Raw genomic sequence first — 16,860 nt, forward strand, 5'->3', positions numbered from 1 at the left:
GCGGCGTGCTGTCACCGGACACCGTGCACCCCGCCGGCACCCGACCGGTCGCCGTCGCGGACGACGCGGGACAGTCGGCTCGGCCACCACAGGGCCGGCCCGAGGTCGTACGCGAACGCGGGCACCAGCAGCGACCGGACGACGATGGTGTCGAGCAGCACCCCGACGGCGACCGCCACGCCCAGTTCGACCAACACCACCAGCGGCAGCACGGCGAGCGCGGAGAAGGTGGCGGCGAGCACGATGCCGGCAGAGGTGATCACGCCACCGGTGACGGCGAGCCCGGCGAGCACGCCGGCCCGGGTGCCCCGCCGGACGGATTCCTCGCGTACCCGGCTCATCAGGAAGATGTTGTAGTCGATGCCGAGGGCGACCAGGAAGACGAAGGCGAAGAGCGGGAACGCCTGGTCGACGCCGGGGAAGTCGAGCAGATACCGGAAGATCAACGCACAGATGCCGAGGGTGGCCAGGAACGACAGCAGCACGGTGGCGATCAGCAGGATCGGGGCGACCAGGGCACGTAGCAGCAGCGCCAGGATGACCGCGATGACCAGCAGCACCACCGGGATGATGACGTTGCGGTCCCGGGCGGCGGCGTCGGCGGTGTCCACGTTGACGGCGGTGAAGCCGCCCACCACGGCACCGGCGTCGGGCACCTTGTGGACCGCCTCGCGCAGGTTGCGGATGGTCTGTTCGGCGCCGTGGCTGTCGGGCGGGTCGGCGAGGGTGGCCTCCAGTTGCACCCGCCCGTCGACCACCTTGGGCGGGGCGTTGGGCTCGGGCGGCCCGCCCGGCCCGGCCCCGGTCACCGGGCGTACGGATGCCACCCCGGGTACGTTCTGGGCCACCTGGGCGACCTGCCGGGCGGTGGCCTGGCTGGTGAAGATCGTGGCGGGGCTGCCGGTGCCGGCCGGGAAGTGCCGGTTGATCACCTCCTGCCCGGCGACCGAGTCGGTGCGCTTGGTGAACAGCTGCGACTGGCCGAGGGTGGTGATGCCGAGTTGGGTGAGCCCCAGGGTGAGCACGGCCAGCACCACGGCGGTGACCACCCAGACGGCGCGGGCCCGCCGGGCCACGAAGTTGGCGATCCGGCCCCAGACGCCGTGCTCGGCCTGCGGATCGGCGCGATCGAACCGGGGCCGCCGCGGCCAGAACGCCCATCGTCCGCCGAGCAGCAGCAGCGCGGGCAGGAAGGTGAGCATCACCAGCAGGGTGGCGGCGATGCCGACACCGACGACCGGGCCGAGCGCCCGGTTGGAGTTGAGGCTGGACAGGAGCAGGCAGAGCAGGCTGAGGATGACGGTGCCACCGGAGGCGATGATCGCCGGGGCAGCGCCCCGCCAGGCGGCCTTCAGCGCGTCCCAGGGGCGCTCGTGCCGGTGTAGTTCCTCCCGGTGGCGGGCGATCAGCAGCAGCGCGTAGTCGGTGCCGGCGCCGAAGACGAGTACGGTGAGGATGCCCTGCGCCTGCCCGTTCAGCTTGATGACGCCGTTGCCGGCCAGGTGATAGACGAAGATCGCGGCCAGCGAGTACGACATGCCGGCGGCGAGCAGCGGAAAGATCCAGAGCACCGGGCTGCGGTAGACGACCAGCAGGATGACCAGCACCACGACCAGGGTGACCAGCAGCAGCGGCCCGTCGATGGCGGCGAAGACCTCGATCAGGTCGCCGAGCAGCCCCGCCGGTCCGGCCACGTCCACGGTGAGCCCGTCCCGGTCCGCGCCGACGATGTCGCGCAGTTGGGCGACGACCTGGCGGATCCGTTCGCCCTCGCCGTTGTCGATCGGGACGATCACCTGCACGGCCTGGCGATCCTGGCTGACGATCGGTGGCGGCAGCGGAGTGACCACGCCGGGCACCTGGGCGAACCGCGCCGCGTCGGCCTGGACGCGCTGCTGGTCGGCCGGGGCGATGCCGGAGGTGCGCTGGTAGACGACGAGGGCCGGCGTGGTCTGCCGGGTGACGAAGCCGGCGGCGAGGTCCTGCGCCCGGGTGGCCTCGGCGTGCGCCGGGAGGAAGGCGGCGTTGTCGTTGGTGGCGACGTCGCCGAGCCGGCCCGCGTACGGCCCGGCGATGGCGCCGACGAGCAGCCAGCCCAGTACGACCGCCACCGCGACCAGCGTCGCCGTCCGGCGGCTCGGTCCCCTGGCCATCTCCACCCATCCTTGGACCGACGCACCCTCTCGACTCAGCGGGAGTTCGAGTCGACACCGCCCATCCTGCCGGGCAAAACGTCATCAGGTGGGTGAAACCGAGCACCACGCCGGGCACCATGGCCGAAAACGAGAAACGCCCGCCGGCTGGGCCGACGGGCGCGCTACTGGAGCTGAGCTCCCCCGTTTGGACTCGAACCAAAAACCTGCCGGTTAACAGCCGGCTGCTCTGCCAATTGAGCTACGGGGGACCGCAGGTCACCCGGCTGCGGATCTCTCCGCGCCGTGCGACGGCACAAGAATACAGGACATCGGGGGTGGTGCGCCAGGGGGTTACCCCACCGGTCGCGGCCCGCCGGCACGTCGGACCGGGCACCGGGCGCTGCCCGCCGTAATCCCGACAAATCGCCATCCCGACCCAACGAGGCATGGGCGGAGAGCAAGATGGGTAGTTAGCCGCCGACAGAGGACGCAGGCGCGAGATGGTCGCTCCGGCCGGGCAGTTCCCGGGCCGGAAACGACGGCGCGTCAGGTACGGAAGGAGCCGCCATGCGCGGAAAGATCATGTTTCTTGGCGGGCTGGCTGCGGGATTCGTCCTGGGCGCCCGTGCCGGCCGGGAGAAGTACGAGGAGCTGATGGTCCGGGGCCGCAAGATGCTCGACCATCCGACCGTCCAGGAGGCGGCGGGTGTCGCGCAGGCCCAGGCGAACCGGCTCTACGCCGAGGGCAAGGACAAGCTGGGGCAGACCAAGCTCGGCGAGAAGCTCACCAGCGGCAACGGCCGGCACGGGTTGACCGAGGCCGACAAGCCGTTCGCCGGCACGCCGGCCACCGCCGGCACCAAGTCCGGTTCGGGCTCGACCGGCGCGACGGCCTCGTCGGCCGGCGGGTCGAGCAGCAAGCCGTCCGGCACGAGCGGCAGCGGCAACGCCTGACGCCACCCATCCAGCAGCGGGCCGGTCCCCCCACGGGCGACCGGCCCGCTGATGCCTGTCCGAACGGCACCGGCGCACCGGATGCGTCGAGGCGGCCGATCGTCCAGGTCGGACAGGACGATCAGGCCGCCCACCAGGGACCAGGTCTTCGGGCCCGCTGGGCACCGCCGGCTCGACTGCCACCCGGGCCGTCGATGGCCCCGGTGGCGAACGCATTGACGTTCAGGGGGTGCGGAAGATCACTTCCATGGCTATGCTCACCGGACTTCCCAGGGCTCGCCGGGGTCAATCCATCTGGTGAGCCCGGCTGGCCAAATAGGAGGACATCGTGGTCTCCCGCAATGCCTGGCAGCGTGGCGTGGTGGCAACCGCGACCGCGGTGCTGGTCGGCGTCGCCGCCGCGGCGCCCGCAGCGCACGCCGAACCCAACAACAACAACTCACGGAAGTTGCGGGCGGCGGTCACCGCCGACGGCATCATCAAGCACCTCAAGGCCCTCCAGCGGATCGCCGACGAGAACGGTGGTACGCGGGTGGCCGGCTCGCCCGGCTACGACCGCTCGGTCGACTATGCCGAAGGGGTGCTCCGCGCGGCCGGATTCCACGTGAGCCGGCAGCCGTTCCAGTACCAGACGTTCATCTCGCACGGTCCCGGCCTGTTGCAGCGGGTGTCCCCGGCACCGGCCGCCGACCTGCCGAACGTGCTGATGAGCTACTCGGGCAGCGGCGACGTGACCGCGCCGGCCTCCGTGCCGACCGGCAGCGCGATGGGCTGCTCGGCGGCGGACTTCGGGCCCACCAACGTCGGCACCATCGTCGTCATCAGCCGGGGTGACTGCGCCTTCGGGGACAAGGCGACCAACGCCTACCACGCGGGGGCGGCGGCCGCGATCATCTACAACAACACCACCGGCGACCTGAACGGGACGCTGGGCGACACGTTCGCGCTGGACTTCGTGGCCACGGGCGTCACCCAGGCGCTCGGCGCGCAGCTCGTGTCGCAGGTCGCCAGCGGCCTGACGCTGCGGGTCAAGGCCGACACCTTCCGGGGTACGGCCACCGCCGAGAACCTCATCGCCGAATCGGACTCGGGTGACCCGAACAACGTGGTGATGGCCGGTGCCCACCTGGACTCGGTCTCCGACGGCGCGGGCATCAACGACAACGGCTCGGGCAGCGGCGCCCTGCTGGAGATCGCCACGCAGATGCGCAAGGTCAAGCCGAAGAACAAGGTCCGCTTCGCCCTCTGGGCGGCCGAGGAGTCCGGCCTGATCGGGTCGGAGTACTACGTCGCGAACCTGTCGGCGGCGGAGCGTAAGAAGATCGCGCTCTACCTGAACTTCGACATGGTCGCCTCGCCCAACTACGTGCGGTTCGTCTACGACGGCGACAACTCGGCGTTCCCGGTCGGCACCGGGTCCGCTCCCGGGCCGGTCGGCTCGGGCGCCATCGAGCAGCTCTTCCACGACTACTTCGCCTCGCAGGGGCTGGCCTCGCGGGAGACGCCGTTCTCCGGGCGTAGCGACTACGGGCCGTTCATCGCCGAGGGCGTGGACATCCCCTCCGGTGGCCTGTTCACCGGCGCCGAGGGGATCAAGACCGCGGACGAGGCGGCGGTCTTCGGTGGCACCGCGGGCGCGCCCTACGACCCGTGCTATCACCGGGCGTGCGACAACATCAACAACATCAACAAGCAGGCGCTGGAGGAGATGTCGGACGCGATCGCGCACGCCGTGATCACGTACGCCTTCGACACCAGCAGCCTGCGCGCGCCGGTCCGGGGCAACGGTCCGGGTGCCGGCGACAGCGGTGGCGGCGGCCTGCACGACCACGACCACGAGGTCGCGCGGTAACCGTCCGGCCAACCGGACCGGCACCACACCTGAACAGGCGGGAGGCGACCTCGGGTCGCCTCCCGCCTGTCGTGGCGCCCGACAGGTCAGTCCCGGTTGCTGCTGAACGCGGCGTCGAAGGCGGCGGCCGGAGCGTCGAAGGCGAGCCGACGCACGAACCGCACCGCCTCGGGCGCGCCGACCAGGCGGTCCATGCCGGCGTCCTCCCACTCGATGGAGATCGGGCCGTCGTAGCCGATCGCGTTCAACGCGCGGAAGCAGTCCTCCCACGGCACGTCGCCGTGCCCCGTGGAGACGAAGTCCCAGCCGCGACGCAGGTCCGCCCAGGGCAGGTGGGAGGAGAGCCGTCCGCGCCGGCCGTCGCCGGTACGCACCTTCGCGTCCTTGCAGTCGACGTGGTAGATCCGGTCGGCGAAGTCGAAGATGAAGTTGACCGGGTCCAGGTCCTGCCAGACGAAGTGCGACGGGTCCCAGTTCAGCCCGAACGCGGGCCGGTGGCCGATCGCCTCCAGCGCCCGCTTCGTGGTCCAGTAGTCGTACGCGATCTCGCTGGGATGCACCTCGTGGGCGAAGCGCACGCCCACCTCGTCGAACACGTCGAGGATCGGATTCCACCGGTCGGCGAAGTCCTGGTAACCGCGTTCGATCATGGCCGGCGGGACGGGCGGGAACATCGCCAGGGTGTGCCAGATCGACGAGCCGGTGAAGCCGACCACCGTCCGCACCCCGAGCTTCGCCGCCGCCCGCGCGGTGTCCTTCATCTCCTCGGCGGCCCGCCGGCGTACGCCCTCCGGCTCGCCGTCGCCCCAGATCCGGGCCGGCAGAATGTCCTGGTGCCGCTCGTCGATCGGGTGGTCGCAGACCGCCTGTCCGACGAGGTGGTTGGAGATGGCAAAGACCTGGAGGTTGTGTTTGGCGAGGGTGGCCCGCTTCCGGTCCACGTACGACTCGTCCGCGAGCGCCTTGTCGACCTCGAAGTGGTCACCCCAGCAGGCGATCTCGAGGCCGTCGTACCCCCACTCGGCGGCGAGCCGGCAGACCTCGTCGAACGGAAGATCGGCCCACTGGCCGGTGAAGAGCGTGATGGGTCGCGCCATTGTCCTTCTCCCCTGTCGTGATGGGGGATTCCGTAGCGGACCGGGGCGAGGGCGACCGGGTGCGGGCGACCTCGCCGGGCACCGGTGGGCGCGGTCGCGCCTACGCCCGACGGGTTGCGCCTCCCGTCGGATCACCGGCCACCTCGCGGTCGCCGCTCCCAACTCTAGGCGGGATGCGTCCGCTGAAAAAGGGCTAACAAGCCACCTGTGCCCGGCTGTCGAACCGGGGGTTCCGCAACATCGGCGGGTGACCGACCGGCCGGACCGACGTCGACGGATCTCCGCTCGGCCAGCGTCCGGCGAGCGGCCCGGGCGGGCAGGCGTGACCGCCCGGGCCGGCGAAATGTCAGCTGGTGCGGCGCCCACCGACTTTTGCCGGTTTTGATGGCCGCCGCGGGAATTGACGCTCAGCGGCCAGCATTGGCTCCAGAAAACCAAGCCCTTGATCATCGTAAATCTTTTGAGTAGGCTGCCCGCATTCGTACATCGAAAATCATGGAGGAGCCAGGTATGCGCACCAGAGGCGGGGGATGGTCATCGGTCGTGCGATTGCTCGCGGCGATTGTCCTGGCACTTGGAGTGGGAGTCGTAGCCCTGGGGCAGGCGGCCCAAGCAGCGCCCCGGACGGTGTCGGATCACGAATCATCGGAGTTCGGGGTGGCGGCCTGCTACGAGGGATACATCCCGAACAGCAGCCTGTACAGCGGCAACGTCAGCGTGCACGTGCATGGCTCGGCGTGCACGACCCGATGGGCCCGGATCGTCTGGGACGACAACAACAGCTGCTGCACCCCCCTGTGGGGGAAGATTGAGCGGCAGGTCAACGGCACGTACGGGTGGCAGACGACCCATTCCAAGACCATCAAGCTCGGCTTCGGCGCCTTCGGCACCCACTACACGGACACCGTGCCCTGGGTCCAGTACAGCGATCAGCGCTTCCGCGCCTGCTACTCCTATGGCAGCACCCTGCCCAGCACCTGGACCTGTGGTCCCGCAGTTGGCTGATGCCGCTCATTCCGCACGCTGATTATCCGCCGGGATAATGCTGAGGAAAATCGAGTGCAATTCTGCCGGCGTCGCATGCCGCACCCTTTTGAAGGATGCGGCACGCGACGCCGCTGTCACACAGCCGTTTAATTTCGCGAATGCGGCATGAGTGGTGGCGCGATATCCCGGGGCTTGACGTTCGGGGGTTTCGTGATGATATTCGGCCCTACCGCGCCGTCGGGTGTCCGGACGGGACCCGTTTACCACGCAGGCGTTAACCGGGTGCCCTTCCTTGCACCTCAGCGCTGGCGGTGTGCCGCGCGGGTGGCGAGGTCGGTCAGCGCCGACCGGGCGGGCTCGGTCAGCGGGATGCGGTCCAGCGCGGCGCGGGCCCGGTCGACGCCGGCCTGGATCATCCGCTCGACCTGCTCCCGCGCTCCGGTCGCCTCGATGATCTCCCGCACCTCGGCCCCGCCGCCGTGGTCCAACTCGGGGTCGCCGACCAGCGCCCGCAGCCGCGCCCGCCCGGCCGGGCCGGCCGCCTGCCGGGCCAGCGCCATCAGCACCGTCGGCTTGCCCTCGCGCAGGTCGTCCAGGTTGGATTTGCCGGTCACCGCCGGGTCGCCGAAGACGCCGAGCAGGTCGTCGCGCAGTTGGAAGGCGTCTCCGAGCGGGTCGCCGAAGTCGGCCAACGCCGCCACCGTGTCGGTTTCACCCCCGGCCAGGACGGCGCCGATCTGCACCGGGCGGGTCACCGTGTAACGGGCGGTCTTCATCCGGGCCACCGTGAGCGCGCTCGCCACCGAGCCGTCGCCGGCGGCGGCGACCACGTCCAGGTACTCCCCCGCGATCACCTCGGCCCGCATCCGGGCGAAGACCGCGAAACCGCGCCGGACCCGGGCGGGGTCCAGCCCGCAACCGTGGAACATCTCCGCCGCCCAGGCGGCGCAGAGGTCGCCGCAGAGCAGGGCGGCATCCCGGCCGTACGACTCCGGGTCGCCACGCCAGCCGGAGCGGGCGTGCAGGTCGGCGAAGATCCGGTGCACCGAGGGCTGGCCGCGCCGGCGGTCACTGCCGTCGATGATGTCGTCGTGGATCAGGGTGAAGGCGTGGAACAGCTCCAGTGCCGCCGCGGCGGCCACGATCGGGCCGCCGTCGGGGCCGCCGAAACCTCGCCAGCCCCAGTAGCAGAAGAGCGGCCGCAGCCGCTTGCCACCGCTGAGGACGAACCGGTGCAGCACCGCATGAAGCGTCCGCGTGCCGTCGTCCGGCCGACCCGGCCGCTCGTGCAGAAACGCGGCGAGCGCGGCGTCGAAGCGGTCCCGCAGCAGGACCCGGTCGGTCGGTGCGACGGTTAGGGTCATGGCGCCTCCGGGGCCAGTCCGGCGAAGCCGGCGGCCGGTCCGGTGGACAGCGCGGCGAGGATGGCCCGCAGCACCAGCGCGGTGGACCGCAGCCGGCCCAGCGCCCCGACCGGCTCTTGCCGGGCGCAGGCGAGACGGGCCAGGTCGAGGCAGGTCCCGAGCCGACCGATATCCACGCTTGAGAATATCCTACCGGCTGCCCCCCCCGTGGACCCACCAGACCGCCCGGTTCCGGCTCGGAGCCGACCCGGACGGTCCGGCCGGTCGCCCGCGCCACCTCGGCCAGCCCGTCGAGGCGGCGATTGTGGTCGGGTCGGTCCGCCGGTGCGGCCGGGGAATCCCGGTCCGGCCGCACCGGGCGGCCGTGCTGGTCGTGCCGTACCGGACGTTCCGGTGGCACGCTCCCCAGGGTCGACCTCGTCCCCACCGCGGGGCGCAACCGCGGTGGGCCCTCGCCGGCCGGCATCGGGAAGCCTCTCGGGCGACGCCCGGCGGGCGCCGCGTCAGGATCAGGCGGCCAGTTCGGCCAGTGCCGGCCCCACCTCCGTCCAGCTGGCCAGCTCGGCCGAGCGGGTCACCGCGTCGAGCACGAGCTGGACCTGCAACGCGTCGGTGAACGACGGCGCCGGGTCGGTGCCGGTGGCGACCGCCTCGACGAAGTCGCGCATCTGGTGGGTGAAGGAGTGCTCGTAGCCGATGATGTGGCCGGGCGGCCACCAGGCCGACATGTACGGGTGCTCCCCCTCGGTCACCAGGATCCGGGTGAAACCCTGTTCGGCGGCGGGCCGGGCGGCGTCGTAGAACTCCAGCTCGTTGAGGCGTTCCAGGTCGAAGACTAGGGTGCCGAGCGAGCCGTTGATCTCCACCCGGAGGGCGTTCTTGCGGCCGGTGGCGAACCGGCTCGCCTCGTACGTGGCCAGCGCCCCGCCGTCGAGCCGGGCGACGAAGACCGCCGCGTCGTCGACGGTGACCGGGCCCGTCGCCCGGCCGTTGCCGTCGGCCTGCGCGGCCAGGCCGCTCGACTCGGCCGGCAGCGGCCGTTCCTTGACGAAGGTCTCGGTCAGCGCGCTGACCCCGGTGATCCGCTGCCCGGTGACGTACTGGGTGAGATCGATGATGTGCGCGCCGATGTCGCCGAGCGCGCCGGAGCCCGCCCTGTCCTTCTGCAACCGCCAGACCAGCGGGAACTGCGGGTCGATGATCCAGTCCTGGAGATAGGCCGCGCGCACGTGGCGGATCTCGCCGAGCCGCCCGTCGGCGACGAACTGCCGCATCATCGCCACCGCGGGCACGCGACGGTAGTTGAACCCGCACATGGCGCGTACGCCGTCGACGCGGGCCGCAGCGGCGGCGGTCGCCATCAGCCGGGCCTCCTCGACGGTGTTGGCCAGCGGCTTCTCGCACAACACGTGCTTGCCGGCGGCCAGCGCGGCGACCGCGATCTCGCAGTGGCTGTCTCCCGGCGTGCAGATGTCGACCACGTCGATCTCGTCGGACTCGACGAGTCGTCGCCAGTCCGTGGCGTATCCGTCCCAGCCGAGCCGGTCGGCGGCGGCGGCCACCCTCGGCTCGTCCCGGCCGCAGATGAGCGCCATCCGCACCCGCGCCGGCAGGTCGTACACCCGATTCACGGTGCGCCACGCCTGGGAGTGCGCGGCGCCCATGAACGCGTAGCCGACCATGCCGACCCGCAGGACGTTGTCGTGAGTGGACAAGGTGGGTCTCCCCCGTTGAATCAGAACCCGAGCTTCAGGTAGTCGCCCGCGTTCTCCTTGGTGATCGTCTCGGAGGCGAGCACGATCTCCTTCGGAACCTGGAGCTCCACCAGGTCGGACATGCCCCGGTTCTGGCCGATCAGGCGGGCCAGCGAGATGGCCGAGGAAGCCATCGACGGGCTGTAGGTGACGGTGGCCTTCAGGACGGTGTTGTCGGCCCGGATGTCCTCCATGGCCTTCTTCGAGCCGGCGCCACCGACCATGAAGAACTCCTTGCGGTTGGCCTGGTTGACGGCGGCGAGAACGCCGATGCCCTGGTCGTCGTCGTGGTTCCAGATCGCGTCGATCCTCGGCAGCGCCTGGAACAGGCCGGTGGCCTCCTGCTGACCGGAGTCGGCGGTGAACCTGGCCGCCCGGCGGTTGGCGACCTTCAGGCCGTACGAGCTGAGGGTGTCGGCGAAGCCCTTCGACCGCTCCTGGGTCAGCTCCAGCTCGTCCATCCCGGCGATCTCCCCGATGACCGGGTTGCTGACCCCCTTGGCCTTGAGCTGCTCGGCGATGAAGGTGGCGGCGGCCACGCCCATTCCGTAGTTGTCGCCCTTGATCTGGAGCCGGTAGGCCCGCGCGTCGGGGAACGCCCGGTCCAGGTTGACCACCGGGATGCCGGCCTTCATCGCCTCCAGGCCGAACGCGTTGAGTTCCTTGCCGTCGTGCGGCAGCAGCACGATCACGTCGGGCTTCTGGGAGAGCAGGGTGGACAGGGCCGCCCGCTGGGCCGCCGCGTCCGCGCCGGCCTCCACGGACTTCAGCTCCACGTCGGAGTACGCCCCGGCCTGCGCCTTGGCGTTGTTGGTGATCGCGGCGATCCAGCCGTGGTCGGCGCCCGGCGCGGAGAAGCCGATGGTCACCTTCTTGCCGGGCTCGCTGTTGCCGCCGGTCTCGGCGGCCTTGGTCTGGGCGGCGGTGGGCGCGGTCTCGTTGCTGGTGCAGCCGGCGAGCACGACGCCGGCGGAGAGCGCGGCTCCGCCGAAGAGCAGCCGGCGGCGCGACAGGTCGCGTCTCTGCGTTGTCATGACGGCCTCCTGGATGTGGTGGTGGGGCGGAAAAGGGTGTGCTGAGCCCGGCCACCGTCGCTGTCGAGGTGGCCGCCGGTGTCGCGGTGGGATCAGGTGGTGGTGGCCCGGTTACGCCGGAGGAACTGGGTGACGCTGCCGAACTGGACCTGCTGGACCAGGACGGCGGCGACGATGATGCCGCCCTTGACCATGTTCTGCGCCTCCGTGGAGAGGCCGTTGATGGCGAAGAGGTTGGTGATGGTGGAGAAGATGATCACGCCGAGCAGGGAGCCCACGATGGTGCCCCGCCCGCCGCTGAGCAGCGTGCCGCCGATGATCGCGGCGGCGATGGCGTCCAGCTCGTAGAGGTTGGCCATCGCCGCCTGGGCGGAGGTGGCCTGCGAGGTGAGCATGATCGCGGCGATGCCGCAGCAGAGGCCGGAGAGCGCGTAGAGCAGCACGGTGTGCCGGCGTACGTCGATGCCGGCGAGCCGGGCCGCCTCCGGGTTGCCGCCGACGGCCACCGTACGACGACCGAAGGTGGTGCGGTTGAGCAGCACCCAGCCGGCCGCCACCACCCCGGCGAGGATGTAGACCAGCAGCGGGATGCCGAGCAGGTTCGTGCTGGCGATGCCGTTGATGAAGGCGTCGTTGGAGACCTGGGTCTGCTTGTCGGAGATCTCGGCGGCCAGCCCTCGGGCGGCGACCATCATCGCGAGGGTGGCGATGAACGGCACCAGCCGCCCGTACGAGATGAGCAGCCCGTTGACCAGGCCGACACCCAGCCCGACGGTGAGGGCGCTGAAGATCATCCCGCCGGCGCCGTAGCTCTGGGTGGCGACCGTGGTGCACCAGACCCCGGCGAGCGCGACGATCGCGCCGACCGACAGGTCGATGCCGCCGCCGATGATCACGAAGGTCATCCCGACGGTGACCACCCCGACCACCGAGGCCAGCTTGAGGATGGTGAGGGTGTTGCCCCACACCCAACTCGCGTCGCCGTAGAGGTCGGGCCGGGTGAGGATGCCGATGACCACCAGCACCAACAGGGTGGCGAGCAGGCCGAGGTTGCGCCGGGCGCCCTCGCCCCCGTCACCGTGCCACCAGGACAGCCGCGGCGCGTCGGGCTTCGTGAACTCGGCCGGCAGCCCGGCCGCCCGTTCGTGAGTGGCGGTAGGTGTCGTCTCGCTCATGCCGGCGTGCCTTCCATGAGGGACCCCGCCATGACGAGGTCGAGCACGGTGTTCTCGTCGATGTCGCCGGCCGGCGCCTCGCGGACCACCCGGCCCTCCCGCATCACCAGCACCCGGTCGGCCAGGCCGAGCACCTCGGGCACCTCGCTGGAGACCAGCAGCACCCCGACGCCGCGTGCGGCCAGGGCCCGGATGACCTGGTAAAGCTCGGCCCGCGCGCCCACGTCCACGCCCCGGGTCGGCTCGTCGAGCAGCAACAGCCGGGTGTCCCCGAGCAGCCACCGGCCGACCACCACCTTCTGCTGGTTGCCGCCGGAGAGGGTGCGCACCGGTCGGCGTACGTCGCGGGGCCGCAGCTCCAGGGACGCGGCGATCCGGTCCGCCTCGGCCCGCTCCCGCCCGACGTCGGTGAAGCCGAGGCGGGCGTACCGGCCGAAGGTCGCCAGCGTGACGTTGCGGTAGATCGGCTCGCCGAGCAGCAGCGCCTGGCTCTTGCGCTCCTCCGGGGCCATGCCCAGGCCGGCCCGTACCGCCGCGCCGACACTGCCCGGGCGCAGCGCGCGACCACCCATCCGCACCGATCCGGCGTGCGCGCGCCGGGCACCGTAGATGGTCTCCAGCAGCTCGGATCGGCCGGAGCCGACCAGCCCGGCGATGCCGACGATCTCCCCGGCCCGCACGGTCAGCGACACGTCCGCGAACTCGCCGGCCCGGGTCAGCCCGTCAACGCGCAGCAGCTCCGCGCCGGCGGGCTCGTCGGCCGGGCGCTGCGGAAAGACGTACTCGATGGTCCGCCCGGTCATCCGGGCGACCAGGTCGCGGGTCGGGGTGTCGCGGGCCGGCAGGTCCGCCGCGGTGGTCCGGCCGTCCTTGAGTACGGTGACCCGGTCGCCGATCTCGCGGATCTCCTCCAGGCGGTGCGAGATGTAGATGACCGCGATGCCCTGCGCGGTGAGTTCCCGGATGATCCGGAACAGGTTGCCCACCTCGTCGTGGGCGAGCACGGCGCTCGGCTCGTCCATGACGATCAGCCGGGCCTCGTGGGAGAGCGCCCGGGCCATGCTGACGATCTGCTTGCCGGCGGCGGGCAGGTGTCGGACCAGCCGGCCGGGCGGGATCTCGGGGTGGCCGAGCCGGCCCAGGATCTGCCGGGTACGCCGGGCCATGTGGCCGCGGCGGACGAAGCCGAACCGGCGCGGCTCGTGGCCGAGGAACGCGTTCTCCGCCACCGACAGGTCCTCGACCAGGTCGAGTTCCTGGTAGATGGTGGCGATCCCGGCCCGCATCGCGGCCTGCGGGTTGGCGAAGCCGGCCGGCTCGCCACACCACTCGACCTCGCCGGAGTCCGGCCGGTGCACCCCGGCCAGCACCTTGATCAGCGTCGACTTGCCGGCGCCGTTCTGTCCGAGCAGGCAGTGCACCTCGCCCGCGCGGACCGCCAACTGCACGCCGTCGAGCGCGCGTACCCCGGGGAAGGTCTTGACCACGTCGGTGAGGCGCAGGACCACCTCGCCCGCGACGGCGTCGGCGGGGGCCTCCACCAGCGGTCCGGCCGTCATGACGCACCCTCGCTTCGCGACCCCGGATCGCTGCGCGTGCTCATGACGCCTCCCCGAAGGCGAGGTCGCTGGCGAGCACCGCGGCCCCGGCAACCCCGGCGCGGGGGCCGAGTTCGGAGAGGACGACCGGCAGGTTGCCGGTGGCCAGCGGCAGTGAGCGACGGTAGACCACGCTGCGGATCTCGGCGAGCAGGATGTGGCCGAGCTGGGCGAGCCCACCGCCGATGACGATCATCGACGGGTTGGTGAAGCTGACCAGGCCGGCCAACACGCTGCCGAGCCGCCGGCCTCCGTCGCGGATGAGCTGGATGCAGGTGAGGTCCCCCTCGACCGCCCCCTGCGCCACATCCAGCGCGGTCACCACCCCTCGGGCCGTCAGCCGTTCGGCGAGCGCCGGGGAGACCCCGGCGCGGGCCGCCGTGGTGGCGTCCCGGGCCAGCGCCGCGCCGCTGAACACCGCCTCCAGGCAGCCCGGGTTGCCGCACGAGCACATCGGCCCGTTCGGGTCGACCTGGATGTGGCCGATGTCGCCGGCGCACCCGTCGGTGCCCCGGTAGACCTCGCCGTTGAGGTAGATGCCGCAGCCGATGCCGGTGCCGATCTTGATGAGCAGGAAGTTGTCCACCGAGTGCGCGACGCCGCCGTGCCGCTCGCCGATCGCCATGATGTTGACGTCGTTGTCGACCACGGCCGGGCAGCCGTGCTCCCGGGTCAGCAGCTCACGGACCGGAAACCGGTCCCAGCCCGGCATGATCGGCGGTGACACGGGCACCCCGTCGCGGAAACTCACCGGCCCGGGCACGCCGACGCCGACCGCGTCCAGCCGCTCGTACGCCCCGTCGGCCCTGGCCTTGTGCAGCAGCTCGTTGACCCGCTGGAGGGTCACCTTCGGCCCGGAGCGGATGTCGGCGGACTCGGCGTACGCGGCAACCGGTTCGAGCCGGCCGTTGACCACCTCGACGTCGATCGAGCTGGCGCCCAGGTCGACCGCGGCGAAGCGCAGGCGCGGACTCAGCTCGACCAGCGTGGAGCGGCGACCGCCCCGGGAGGCGGCCAGCCCCGCCTCGGCCACGTAGCCGAGGCCGACCAGCCGCTGCAACTCGGCGAGGAGGCGCGGACGGGGCATCCGCAACCGGTCGCCGAGTTCGGCCCGGGACACCGCCCCCTCGTCCCGGAGCAGTCGTAGGAGCTGTACGTGCAGGGGGTCCACCGTCCGCACCGGGACGCACCTCCGCATCGGAGTCGTTCACATCGACGCGACGGCGATGTGTCGTGCCCGACACAGTAGGAGTCTTCCGGGTCACATGTCCATAGCTTCAAGCGATCCGATCCGAACTTTTGTCTATCCGAACAAAAGCCGGCGGCGGTCTGCCGAAAGTGATCTTGCCGCCCCGATTGATCCACTCCAGATGCGGCAAGTGGGTGTATCCGGCCCCCGGAAGGCCACAACGTGCCGCATCCCGCGCCGCCCCTACCGGCCAGGACCTCGGTCGCCGCGCTTCTTGCGGAGCTTGCGGTCGTCGCGCAGCTCCACGAACGGCTCCTTCTCCGGCGGGTGCCCCGCGGCGATGGCCCGGCCGCGCTCCAGCTCGGCGTCGAACTCGGCGCCGAACAGGACGGCGATGTTGGTCAGCCAGAGCCAGACCAGGAAAATGATCACGCCGGCCAGCGCCCCGTACGTCTTGTTGTACGAGCCGAAGTTGGTCACGTAGAGGCCGAAGAGCGCGGAGACGACCAGCCAGCTCACCACCGCCAACAGGCCACCCGGGCTGACCCAGCGGAAGCCACCGTGCCGGGCGTTCGGCGAGGCCCAGTAGAGGATCGCCAGAATCAGCATGACCAGCACCAGCAGCACGGGCCACTTGACGATGTCCCACACCGTCACGCCGGTCGAGCCGAGCCCGAGCGCGCGGCCCACGTGCTCGGCCAGGCTGCCGGTGAAGACCACGATCACGGCGCCGGCCAGCAGCATCGCGCAGATCACGGCGGTGACGCCGAGGCGGATCGGCAGCGTCTTCCAGATCGGCCGCCCCTCCGGCACGTCGTAGATGCGGTTGGCGGCGCGCATGAACGCGGAGATGTATCTGGAGGCGGCCCAGAAGGCGCCGACCAGGCTGAAAATCGCGGCGAGGCTGGCCAGCCCGCTCGACCGGTGCGCCTGGTCGATCGCGGTGTCGATGATGTGCCGGGTGTTCTGCTCCGGCACCACCTGGTCGACGGTGTTCCTGACCCCCTGGACGGCCCCGGCGCCGAGCAGGCCGAGCAGCGAGACGACCAACAGGACGCCGGGAAAAATCGACAGTACGGCGTAGTAGGTCAACGCGGCGGCCTCGTCGGTCAGGTCGTCCCGCTGGAACTCCCGCACCGTACGCTTCAACGTCGCCACCCAGCCGGGTCGCGGCAGCTCCCCCGGGCTCGTCGGCCCCGCGCCCGGCGCGGCTGGTCCCGAGCGTTTCGACTCGCCGGAGGCGGCGCCAGAGTCATCGCGGTCTGACCCGCTCCGGGCGGACGACTCGTCGGTGGCCATCGGCGCTCCCTCGCGATCGGCAGAGTCCCCCCGACATGCCCACTGATGGAGAGGGTTAACCATCGACCAGCGCACAGAGGTTCAGCGACGCGTGCGGGTAAGTGCGACAAACCGGACTTACGTGCGAATCGCACGACTCGTGCATTGGCTGCAGCCGGCCGCCGAACTACCCATCTCCGACGCCCGCGACAGCCTCGCGGACGTCGTTTGCCGCGCCCACTATGCCGGGCGGATCACTACGTCACCCGGCGAGGGCAGCGCCTCGCCGTCATCGTGCCGGCCGAGGTCGCTGAGGCGATTGAGCGAGCAGAGGACGCCGCCGACGTCGTCGCCGCCCGCGACGCCCTGGCTCGCATCGATGCCGGCGACAGCCCGATTCCGCTGGCCGAGTTGCGCGACGAACTGGGACTATGAGCTTCCCA

Annotated in this window: 14 protein-coding genes and 1 tRNA gene; 4 read left to right on the forward strand and 11 right to left on the reverse strand. The window is 71.2% G+C overall.

Annotated elements, in window-relative coordinates:
• Positions 1-11: 11 nt before the first annotated feature.
• Both GA0070604_RS24485 and GA0070604_RS24490 read right to left on the reverse strand, forming a co-directional pair.
• Positions 12-2,153, reverse strand: a complete 2,142-nt coding sequence (locus GA0070604_RS24485; RefSeq protein WP_091127388.1) for an MMPL family transporter — start codon at positions 2,151-2,153, stop codon at positions 12-14.
• 178 nt (positions 2,154-2,331) lie between these two features.
• Positions 2,332-2,404, reverse strand: a tRNA-Asn gene (locus GA0070604_RS24490).
• Positions 2,405-2,702: 298 nt separating this feature from the next.
• Between GA0070604_RS24490 and GA0070604_RS24495 the strand changes: the two genes are divergently transcribed.
• The gene (locus GA0070604_RS24495; protein ID WP_091123213.1) at positions 2,703-3,089 is read left to right on the forward strand and encodes a hypothetical protein; all 387 of its coding nucleotides are present in this window, start codon (positions 2,703-2,705) and stop codon (positions 3,087-3,089) included.
• A 328-nt stretch (positions 3,090-3,417) separates the two neighbouring features.
• Positions 3,418-4,941, forward strand: a complete 1,524-nt coding sequence (locus GA0070604_RS24500; protein WP_141721385.1) for a M28 family metallopeptidase — start codon at positions 3,418-3,420, stop codon at positions 4,939-4,941.
• A gap of 86 nt (positions 4,942-5,027) precedes the next feature.
• On the opposite strand, the gene GA0070604_RS24505 is transcribed toward GA0070604_RS24500, so the two are convergent.
• Positions 5,028-6,038 (reverse strand): sugar phosphate isomerase/epimerase family protein, encoded by a 1,011-nt coding sequence (locus GA0070604_RS24505; RefSeq protein ID WP_091123219.1) that lies wholly within the window; start codon positions 6,036-6,038, stop codon positions 5,028-5,030.
• Positions 6,039-6,665: 627 nt separating this feature from the next.
• On the opposite strand from GA0070604_RS24505, the gene GA0070604_RS24510 reads away from it, so the two are divergent.
• Entirely contained in the window at positions 6,666-7,043 is a 378-nt protein-coding gene (locus GA0070604_RS24510; protein ID WP_141721386.1) for a hypothetical protein, read from the forward strand.
• Positions 7,044-7,324: 281 nt separating this feature from the next.
• Here the strand turns inward: GA0070604_RS24510 and GA0070604_RS24515 are convergent, their stop codons facing one another.
• The 8 genes from GA0070604_RS24515 to GA0070604_RS24550 form a co-directional block, all read right to left on the reverse strand.
• Entirely contained in the window at positions 7,325-8,389 is a 1,065-nt protein-coding gene (locus GA0070604_RS24515; RefSeq protein ID WP_091123226.1) for a polyprenyl synthetase family protein, read from the reverse strand.
• Positions 8,386-8,565, reverse strand: a complete 180-nt coding sequence (locus GA0070604_RS24520) for a hypothetical protein (RefSeq protein WP_091123229.1) — start codon at positions 8,563-8,565, stop codon at positions 8,386-8,388. Before GA0070604_RS24520 ends, GA0070604_RS24515 begins: the two co-directional genes overlap by 4 nt.
• Positions 8,566-8,898: 333 nt before the next feature.
• On the reverse strand, positions 8,899-10,104 hold the full coding sequence (locus tag GA0070604_RS24525) for a Gfo/Idh/MocA family protein (RefSeq protein ID WP_091123233.1): 1,206 nt from the start codon (positions 10,102-10,104) through the stop codon (positions 8,899-8,901).
• 20 nt (positions 10,105-10,124) lie between these two features.
• Positions 10,125-11,177 carry a substrate-binding domain-containing protein gene (locus tag GA0070604_RS24530; protein ID WP_091123237.1) on the reverse strand — a complete coding sequence of 351 codons (1,053 nt, stop codon included), beginning with the start codon at positions 11,175-11,177 and terminating at the stop codon, positions 10,125-10,127.
• A 92-nt stretch (positions 11,178-11,269) separates the two neighbouring features.
• Positions 11,270-12,352, reverse strand: a complete 1,083-nt coding sequence (locus GA0070604_RS24535) for an ABC transporter permease (RefSeq protein ID WP_091123240.1) — start codon at positions 12,350-12,352, stop codon at positions 11,270-11,272.
• On the reverse strand, positions 12,349-13,911 hold the full coding sequence (locus GA0070604_RS24540) for a sugar ABC transporter ATP-binding protein (RefSeq protein WP_091123244.1): 1,563 nt from the start codon (positions 13,909-13,911) through the stop codon (positions 12,349-12,351). Before GA0070604_RS24540 ends, GA0070604_RS24535 begins: the two co-directional genes overlap by 4 nt.
• A gap of 40 nt (positions 13,912-13,951) precedes the next feature.
• Entirely contained in the window at positions 13,952-15,130 is a 1,179-nt protein-coding gene (locus GA0070604_RS24545; RefSeq protein ID WP_091123247.1) for an ROK family transcriptional regulator, read from the reverse strand.
• Positions 15,131-15,382: 252 nt separating this feature from the next.
• Entirely contained in the window at positions 15,383-16,438 is a 1,056-nt protein-coding gene (locus tag GA0070604_RS24550) for a YihY/virulence factor BrkB family protein (protein WP_377594224.1), read from the reverse strand.
• A gap of 207 nt (positions 16,439-16,645) precedes the next feature.
• Between GA0070604_RS24550 and GA0070604_RS24555 the strand changes: the two genes are divergently transcribed.
• Positions 16,646-16,852, forward strand: coding sequence for a hypothetical protein (locus GA0070604_RS24555; RefSeq protein WP_091123250.1), 207 nt, complete (start codon positions 16,646-16,648; stop codon positions 16,850-16,852).
• Positions 16,853-16,860 lie beyond the last annotated feature (8 nt).

Origin of the sequence: Micromonospora eburnea (genome assembly GCF_900090225.1) — a bacterium.
GTDB classification, from domain to species: Bacteria; Actinomycetota; Actinomycetes; order Mycobacteriales; family Micromonosporaceae; genus Micromonospora; species Micromonospora eburnea.